The following is a 7,940-nucleotide window of genomic DNA, read 5'->3' as shown; positions in this document are numbered from 1 at the left end:
TTCTCCAGCAGCGCCTTGGCCCCGGTCCTGGCGCACGCGGCCGCGATCGACCGGCCGGTCGACGTGCCGCCGACGTGCGCGACGACGTCCACGTGCGGTGACGCGGCCAGCGCCGCGCCCACCGAGCCGTCACCGGTGAGGCTCTGGAGCACACCGGGCGGGAAGTGGTCGACCATGAGCTGCGCCAGCAGCACACCCGTGTGGGGGCAGCGCTCGCTCGGCTTGTGCACCACGGAGTTGCCCGTCACCAGGGCCGCGCCGAGCAGCCCGCAGGACACGGCGACCGGGTCGTTCCACGGGGTCAGCGCGACCACGACGCCCCGCGGTTCGGGGACCATGAAGTCCGCCGCGTCGTGCGAGCCCTGCAACGACCGGCCGCGGTGCACCGGCCCGAGCTCGGCGTACTGCTCCAATGTGGACGCACCGGCCAGCACACCGTCCCGGGCGGACGCCACCGGGCGGCCGGTCTCGGAGTGCAGCACGGCCGCCAGGTCGTCCGCGTTCTCCCGGACGGCCTGCGCCGCGGCCCTGAGCGCCGCTCCCCGTTCGGCGGCGGGTGTCGCCGCCCAGCCGGGCTGCGCTTCACGCGCGGTGAGCACCGCGCCGGCCACGTCCTCGTCCGAGGCGGCGGGCAGCCACCCGACGAGTTGACCGTCGACCGGGCTGTGGACGTCGAGTGCTTCGACACGCATGTCCGTCATGGGCACCGGGTACCCCGGCGGCCGAGGTGAAACCCGAGTGGACGCCCCGAGGAGGAGAGCCATGCCCGGAAGTGAGGAACTGCCCAGCACGATCGCCCGTTCGTCGAAGAAGGCGCAGCGGACGTGGATCAAGGCGCACGACTCGGCGGTGGAGACCTACGGTGAGGGCCAGCGCTCGCACCGGACCGCGTTCGCCGCGCTGAAGCACTCGTTCGAGAAGGTCGGTGACCACTGGGAGCCCAAGGAGAAGAAGGGCCCGTCGGACGCGCAGGCCGCGCGCAGCACCCCCAAGCAGGGCAAGACCGCCGGCGGCGTGGACGCCAACGCCAGCAAGCAGCACCTCTACGACCTGGCCAAGAGGCTGGACGTGCCCGGCCGGTCGAGCATGACCAAGCAGCAGCTGGTCGAGGCGATCGGCAAGGCCAACAACCGCAAGACCGCGAAGGCCCGCTCCTGACCGTCCGGTCGAGGCCCGGTCAGTCGCGGACCACGGGCAGGCGCAGGCGCATCCGGACGCCGCGGGCGAGGGGTTCGGCGGCCACCTCGCCGCCGTGCGTCTCCACCACCCGCCGCACGATGGCCAGTCCGAGCCCGGAGCCGGGCATCGACCGGGCCTGCGTCGACCGGTAGAAGCGGTCGAACACGAAGGGCACGTCCGCCGGCGGGATGCCGGGGCCCTCGTCGGTGATCGCGAACTCCCCGTCGGCCACGGTGATCACCACCCGGCCGCCGGGCGGGCTCCACTTCACCGCGTTGTCCACCAGGTTGCCGACGGCCCGTTCGATCGCGTCCGGGTCGACGTGCACCAGGCAGGGCGACAACGCCGACTCGAACCGGGGCGCCCCGGCCCGCGACGAGGCCTTGCCGACCACCGTCGCGGCCACCAGGTCCAGCCGCGTGTCCTCGGCCCGCGCGGTGTCCTCGCCGTACCGGGCGAGGTCGATCAGGTCGTTGACCAGCGACCGCAGCTCGCCCGCCTGCTCGATCGCCGCCCGCACCAGCACCGGCGCTTCGGGGTCCCGCAGCCCGTCGTCCTCCGCGAGCAGCTCGAGGTTCGTGGTCAGGCTCGTCAACGGGGTCCGCAGCTCGTGCGACGCGTCCGCGACCAGCTGGCGCTGGGCGTGCATGGAGGCGTCCAGCGCCGTCATCATCGTCGCGAACGACCGCCCCAGGCGGCCGATCTCGTCCCGTCCGGTCAGGTCGACGCGGGCGCTCAGGTCACGGGTCGCGGTCACGTGCTCGACCGCGTCGGTCAGCACGCGCACCGGCCGCAGCACCCGGCGTGCCGCCAACCGGGCACCCAGTGCGGCGGCCACTCCGCCGAGCGCGGTCAGGGCGATCAGCAGCCCCGCCAGGGCGGCGAGGACGTCCACCCCGTCGCTCAGCGGTCGGGCGACGCGGACCAGGTTGCTCGACGACCCGGGCATCTGCGCGGTGAGCACGCGGTAGGCGACGCCGTCGTGCACGGCGTCCTGGAGGTAGGCGGGCTCCCGACCCCTGGCCACGTCCGCGTCCCGCTTCGTGACGTCGATGAACGCCCGGTTCGACCCGGGGTACACCGGCCCGCTGACGAACTGCACCAGGGTGCTGCCGAAGTCGACCGGGGTGTCGATGGGGATGGCCTGCCCGGAGCGCTCGATCTTCTGCTTGAGCTGGACGGCGATGGCCGGGCTCTGCTCGACGGTCTGCGCCAGCGACTCGTCCAGCCGGCGGGCCAGGTCCGCCCGCACGGTCGAGTAGACCACCACCGAGGCGATGGCCAGGGCCACGAACACCACCGCCCCACCGGCCAGCCCGACCCTGGTGCGCAGCGTCACGGTCGCTCCCTCAGCACGTACCCCAGCCCGCGCACGGTCTGGATCAGGCGCGGCTCACCGGCCGACTCCAACTTGCCGCGCAGGTAGCTGATGTAGACCCACAGCGCGTTGGACGCGGGACCGAAGTCGTAGCCCCAGACGGACTCGAAGATCAGCACGCGGCTCAGCACCCGGTCCGGGTTGCGCAGGAACAGCTCCAGCAACGCGTACTCGGTGCGGGTCAGCTCGATCCGCCGCCCGTCCCGGTGGACGCGGCACGTGGTCGTGTCCATCTCCACGTCGGCGAACCGCAGCACCTCCTGCGTCACCCCGATGCGCCGCAACAGCGCGCGCAGGCGGGCACGCAGCTCGTCCAGCGCGAACGGCTTCACCAAGTAGTCGTCGGCGCCGGCGTCGAGCCCGGCGACCCGGTCCTCCACCAGGTCACGAGCGGTCAGCATGAGGATCGGCGTGTGGTCGCCGCGGCGGCGCAGCCTCCGGCAGATCTCCAGGCCGTTCGGCTCGGGCAGCAGCACGTCGAGGACGATCACCTCGGGTCGGGCCCGGCCGAGCTCGTCCAACGCCTCCGCGCCGTCCGCCGCGACGGAGACCTGGTAGCCGTCCCGGCGCAGCGCGTGGGCCAGGGAGCGACGGACACCCTCGTCGTCATCGACCACCAGAACCCGCACGCCCCCAGTATGGGTCACCGCTTCCGGCCCACCCCCGGGCCGCGGCCCGGACCGGTTGAGCACCGGTCCGGACCGCTCACGAGCACCGGTCACTTACCGGGCGCGTCGCTCGGGACCTCGTCCCGCTTCGGCGCGGGCTTCGGCTCCCCGGCGATGGCCTGCTTGACCTTGCGCAGGACGTCGAGGAGGTGCTCGGGGGTGATGCCGAGGCCGTCCGCGATGGCGACGAACGCCCGGTCCTCGAGGATCTCGTCGCCCCGCGCCTCGACCTTCTCCAGGTCCTGGAACACCTGACGGGCGCGGTCGACCGTGATGCCCAGCTCGGCGGCCAACAACTTGACCGCCTCCTGCGGCACCCCGGGCTTCCCCTCGCCCGGCTTGTCCTTGCCGGGCTTCCCGTCGCCGGGCTTGCCCTCACCGGGCTTGTCCTTGACCGGCTTGCCCTCGTCCGGCTTGCCCTGCTCGGGCTTGCCCTGCTCGGGGTTGGCGGCCTTGTCCTCGACCGCGGCCGCGGTGGGCTCCGCCGATGCCGCGGACGTGCTCATCGCGACCACCCCGGTCAACGTCCCGACCGCCAGTACGGCGGCGACGAGCCTGGTCCGGATCCGCATTCGCATCCCTGCCTCGTTCCAGGGCACCGGGTGGTCCGGCGCCTGGGACCAGCAGACCAAGCGCGGTTCAGCGGGACTTTCAGCGAACCTTGGAATCACCTCAGGATCCGGTCGGCGCGCGATCCCTAGGATGGGTGCATGGGATCCCGGACGGCGTGGGCCGCGCTCGCTCGGCTCGGACAGGCTCACTGGTTCTTCGGCAACCTCTACGAAGGCGCGGTGGACGTGCCCCGGCTCCTGGCGAACGCCCGGACGGGCCGCGGGCTGCGACTGCTCGGCCCCGGCAGCCCGCTGCGCTACTACGCGCCGGCCGGACCCCTGACGGTGGTGGCCACCGGGGTGACGCTGGTCCGCAGCTGGCGCACCGGTGGTGACCGGCGTGCCGTCGCCACCTCGGCGGCCGGCACCGCGGTCGCCGCCGCCCTGACGGCGTACCTGGTCAAGACCGTCAACCTGCGGCTGCTGCGCGGTGGCAAGCCGTTGAGCGAGGACGAACGCCGCCGCCTGCTGGCCACCTGGCACCGCGCCAACCTGGTCCGCCTGGTCGCGCTGGCCGTCGCCGCGGCGGCGATGCGCCGCGCCACCCGCTAGGACCGGTCAGGGTTCGAGCCACTTCCGGTCGGTGAGCAGCTGGCTCGCCTGCGGGCCCATCAACGTCATGCCGCCGTCCACCACGAACGACGCCCCGGTCACGTAACCGGCCGCCGGGGTCGCCAGGAACGCCACCACCGCCGCGACCTCGTCCGCGTGGCCCGGACGTCCCAGCGGCACGCCGGGCCGCGGTTGGGTGCGCGGGTCGACGTCCTCCTGACCCGTCATCGGGGTGGAGATCTCGCCCGGTGCCACCGAGTTCACCGTGATGGCGTGCTCCGCCAGCTCCAGGGCCAGCACCTTCGTCAACGCCCCCAACCCGGCCTTCGCCGCGCAGTAGGGAGCGGCCCCGACCCGCGGCTGGTGCTCGTGCACCGAGGTGATGTTGATGATCCGCCCGCCCCGACCGGCCTCGATCATGTGCTTCGCGGCCCGCTGGGAGCACAGGAACGCGCCGTCCAGGTCGACCGACAGCACCCCGCGCCACGTGTCGAAGTCCATGTCGACGGCCTTCTCCGAGCTGCCGGTGCCCGCGCAGTTGACCAGCACGTCGATGCCGCCGAGGTCGGCGGCGAGCTCGTCGACCACGGAGGCCGCGGCGGGCAGGTCGGTCAGGTCGAGCTGCCGCACGGCCGCCTCGACGCCCAGCTCGCGAACCTGCCGGGCGGTGTCCTCGGCCCCTTCGGGATCCCGGTGGAACGTGATGCCGACGTCCACCCCGCCACCCGCGAGAGCCACCGCGATGGCCTTGCCGATGCCCGAGTCCGACCCGGTGACCACAGCACGCAGAGGCCCACCCGCCCGGTCCTGGGGAAGTGGTGCGCTGAAGAACTCGCTCATGCCGGCGGATACCCCCGCCGCCGCCTCACCATTCCACCCCACCGGACACCGCCGACCACGAGCCGGCTGACGCTGACGGAACACGGTCGGCCGGGGTCGTGACCACCGGTCGGGGCGTGGCTGGTCGGCGGGTGTTTGCCACCACCCACCCCGGGAACCCGACCACGAGCCGACTCCGACTCCGAGGCCCTCACCTCGGACAACGAACCCAACCCGACCCGAACCGCGAGGTCGCGTCGACCGGTCGCGTCCTCATTCCCCGGCGATCACGCTCTTCGATCGTCGGGGAATCAGGGCGTGACCGGTCGACTTCCCGGCGACCGAGCCGCCGTCTGCGAAGCAGCGGCCATCAGATACAGGAGCACCGATGAAGGCCGTCACCTGGCACGGCAAGCGGGACGTGCGCGTGGACACCGTGCCGGACCCCATCCTCAAGGAGCCGACCGACGTCATCGTCCGCATCACGTCCACCGGGGTGTGCGGTTCCGACCTGCACCTGTACGAGGTGATGGGGCCGTTCATCGACGAGGGCGACATCCTCGGCCACGAGCCGATGGGCATCGTCGAGGAGGTCGGTTCGGCGGTCACCGCGGTCAAGCCCGGCGACCGGGTGGTGGTGCCGTTCAACATCTCCTGCGGCACGTGCTTCATGTGCGAGCGCGGCCTCCAGTCGCAGTGCGAGACGACCCAGGTGCGCGAGCACGGGTCGGGCGCGGCGCTGTTCGGCTACACCAAGCTGTACGGGCAGGTGCCCGGCGGGCAGGCGGAGTACCTGCGGGTGCCGTTCGGCAACACGTTGCCGATCAAGGTGCCGGAGGGCCCGGCGGACGACCGGTTCGTCTACCTGTCCGACGTGCTGCCGACGGCGTGGCAGGCGGTGGAGTACGCGGCCACGCGGGACAGCCTGGTCGTGCTCGGGCTCGGCCCGATCGGTGACATGGCGACCCGCATCGCGCAGCACCGCGGCGTCGAGACGGTCATCGGGGTCGACCTGGTGCCGGAGCGCATGTCCCGGGCCCGCAGCCACGGCGTCACGGTGCTGAACGTGCGGGACAGCCACCTGGTCGACCACATCCGCGAGCTGACCGGCGGGCGCGGCCCGGAGGCCGTGATCGACGCCGTCGGCATGGAGGCGCACGGTGCGCCGGTGGCGAAGCTCGCGCACCAGGCCGTCGGACTCCTGCCGGACGCCATCGCGGCCCGGTTCATGCAGACCGCGGGCGTCGACCGGCTGCACGCGCTGCGCCTCGCGATCGAGATCGTGCGCCGCGGCGGCACCATCTCGGTGTCCGGTGTGTACGGCGGGATGGCGGACCCGATGCCGATGCTGACCCTGTTCGACAAGCAGGTGCAGCTGCGCATGGGCCAGGCCAACGTCTGGCGCTGGGTGCCGGAGATCCTGCCGCTGCTGACCGACGGCGACCCGCTCGGCGTGGACGACTTCGCCACCCACCACATGCCGCTCGACCAGGCGCCGCACGCCTACGACATCTTCCAGCGCAAGCAGGACAACGCCGTCAAGGTGCTGCTGCACCCGTGACGGGTTATCGTCCCAGCCATGATCCGCTCTCGGTGGTTGCCCGCCGTGGTCCTGCCGGCGGTCCTGGTGGTCAGCGGTTGCGGTTCCGGGACTTCTGACCTGGTCGAACACGCGGCGCAGGAGTTCACGGAAGCGGTCGATTCCGGCGATTCGGACCGCGCGTGCGAACTGCTGACACAACGGGCGCGCGAGGGCGTGGAGTGCTCCTCGCTGGACGTGCCCGGTGGGTCGGTGGAATCGGTGGAGATCTGGGGCGACGCGGCGCAGGTCCGCACCTCGCGGGACGTGCTGTTCCTGCGCGAGCTGTCCGACGGCTGGCGGGTGGCCGGCGCGGGCTGCGAGTCGCAGGGTGAACGGCCGTACCGGTGCGAGGTGGGTGGACCGTGACGCAGCGCGGGATGTTCTACGCGTACCTGGTGTTCGTGCTGGGGCTGCTGGTGTACTTCAGCGTCGTCGGGCTGGTGGGCCTGTGAAGAGGTTCCTGCGGGACAACGGGTTGGGGCTGGGGTTCGGCCTGCTGTTCCTGGCGACGCTGGTCGGCCAGGCGTTCGCGGGCAACGCCGACGTCAACAACCGGCGGCTCACCGACGGCGGTGACCCGATCGGCCTGTGGCAGTACGTGACGTCGTCGGACTTCGCGGTGGACGTGGCGGAGAACTGGCAGTCGGAGTACCTCCAGTTCTTCCTGTTCATCTTCGCGACGGTCTGGCTGGTGCAGCGCGGCTCCCCCGAGTCGAAGCCGCTCGACCGGGTGGGCGCGGAGTCCGACCGGGACCAGCTGCTCGGCTCGCACGTGAAGCCGCAGTCGCCGCCGTGGGCCAAGGCCGGTGGCTGGCGCACCGCGCTGTACTCGAACTCGCTGGGCCTGGTGATGCTCGGGTTGTTCACCGCGTCCTGGCTGACCCAGTCGATCGCCGGGCGCAGCGCGTTCAACAACGAGCGGTTCAACGACTTCCAGGACCCGGTGTCGTGGTGGGACTACGTCCTGTCGGCCGACTTCTGGAACCGGTCGTTGCAGAACTGGCAGTCGGAGTTCCTCGCCATCGGCTCGATGGCGGTGTTGAGCGTCTACCTGCGACAACGGGGTTCACCGGAGTCCAAGCCCGTCGGCACGCCGCACGACACCACGGACGAGTCGGGCTGACCGCGGTGTCCCGCCGGGCCTCCGGTGG

10 protein-coding genes are annotated in these 7,940 nt (G+C 72.1%); 5 read left to right on the top strand and 5 right to left on the bottom strand.

Annotated features, from left to right (window positions below):
• The coding region (locus AB0G02_RS23255) for an aldehyde dehydrogenase family protein (protein WP_360797572.1) at positions 1-701 on the bottom strand (701 nt) is incomplete at its 3' end.
• Positions 702-762: 61 nt separating this feature from the next.
• Here AB0G02_RS23255 and AB0G02_RS23250 point away from each other — a divergent pair.
• Entirely contained in the window at positions 763-1,158 is a 396-nt protein-coding gene (locus AB0G02_RS23250; protein WP_360797571.1) for a ChaB family protein, read from the top strand.
• A gap of 19 nt (positions 1,159-1,177) precedes the next feature.
• On the opposite strand, the gene AB0G02_RS23245 is transcribed toward AB0G02_RS23250, so the two are convergent.
• The 3 genes from AB0G02_RS23245 to AB0G02_RS23235 all read right to left on the bottom strand — a co-directional run bounded on the left by AB0G02_RS23245 (position 1,178) and on the right by AB0G02_RS23235 (position 3,803).
• On the bottom strand, positions 1,178-2,518 hold the full coding sequence (locus tag AB0G02_RS23245; protein WP_360797570.1) for a HAMP domain-containing sensor histidine kinase: 1,341 nt from the start codon (positions 2,516-2,518) through the stop codon (positions 1,178-1,180).
• A complete protein-coding gene (locus AB0G02_RS23240) occupies positions 2,515-3,186 on the bottom strand; it encodes a response regulator transcription factor (RefSeq protein ID WP_360797569.1) in 672 nt (223 codons plus the stop codon). The genes AB0G02_RS23245 and AB0G02_RS23240 overlap by 4 nt, the downstream gene beginning before the upstream one ends.
• Before the next feature lie 89 nt (positions 3,187-3,275).
• A complete protein-coding gene (locus tag AB0G02_RS23235) occupies positions 3,276-3,803 on the bottom strand; it encodes a hypothetical protein (RefSeq protein WP_360797568.1) in 528 nt (175 codons plus the stop codon).
• 132 nt (positions 3,804-3,935) lie between these two features.
• Here AB0G02_RS23235 and AB0G02_RS23230 point away from each other — a divergent pair, with 132 nt between their 5' ends.
• A complete protein-coding gene (locus AB0G02_RS23230; RefSeq protein WP_360797567.1) occupies positions 3,936-4,388 on the top strand; it encodes an anthrone oxygenase family protein in 453 nt (150 codons plus the stop codon).
• Positions 4,389-4,394: 6 nt separating this feature from the next.
• Here the strand turns inward: AB0G02_RS23230 and AB0G02_RS23225 are convergent, their stop codons facing one another.
• A complete protein-coding gene (locus AB0G02_RS23225) occupies positions 4,395-5,228 on the bottom strand; it encodes an SDR family oxidoreductase (protein WP_360797566.1) in 834 nt (277 codons plus the stop codon).
• 367 nt (positions 5,229-5,595) lie between these two features.
• Here AB0G02_RS23225 and AB0G02_RS23220 point away from each other — a divergent pair, with 367 nt between their 5' ends.
• The 3 genes from AB0G02_RS23220 (at position 5,596) to AB0G02_RS23210 (ending at position 7,912) form a co-directional block, all read left to right on the top strand.
• Positions 5,596-6,768: a zinc-dependent alcohol dehydrogenase gene (locus AB0G02_RS23220; RefSeq protein WP_360797565.1), complete on the top strand. Its 1,173-nt coding sequence runs from the start codon at positions 5,596-5,598 to the stop codon at positions 6,766-6,768.
• A gap of 18 nt (positions 6,769-6,786) precedes the next feature.
• Entirely contained in the window at positions 6,787-7,155 is a 369-nt protein-coding gene (locus AB0G02_RS23215) for a hypothetical protein (protein ID WP_360797564.1), read from the top strand.
• Between the two features lie 82 nt (positions 7,156-7,237).
• Positions 7,238-7,912, top strand: a complete 675-nt coding sequence (locus tag AB0G02_RS23210; protein ID WP_360797563.1) for a DUF6766 family protein — start codon at positions 7,238-7,240, stop codon at positions 7,910-7,912.
• The last annotated feature ends 28 nt before the right edge of the window (positions 7,913-7,940 follow it).

It is taken from the genome of Actinosynnema sp. NPDC023658, assembly GCF_040639995.1.
Taxonomy (GTDB): Bacteria; Actinomycetota; Actinomycetes; order Mycobacteriales; family Pseudonocardiaceae; genus Actinosynnema.
This window is presented reverse-complemented; position numbering and strand designations above follow the sequence as displayed.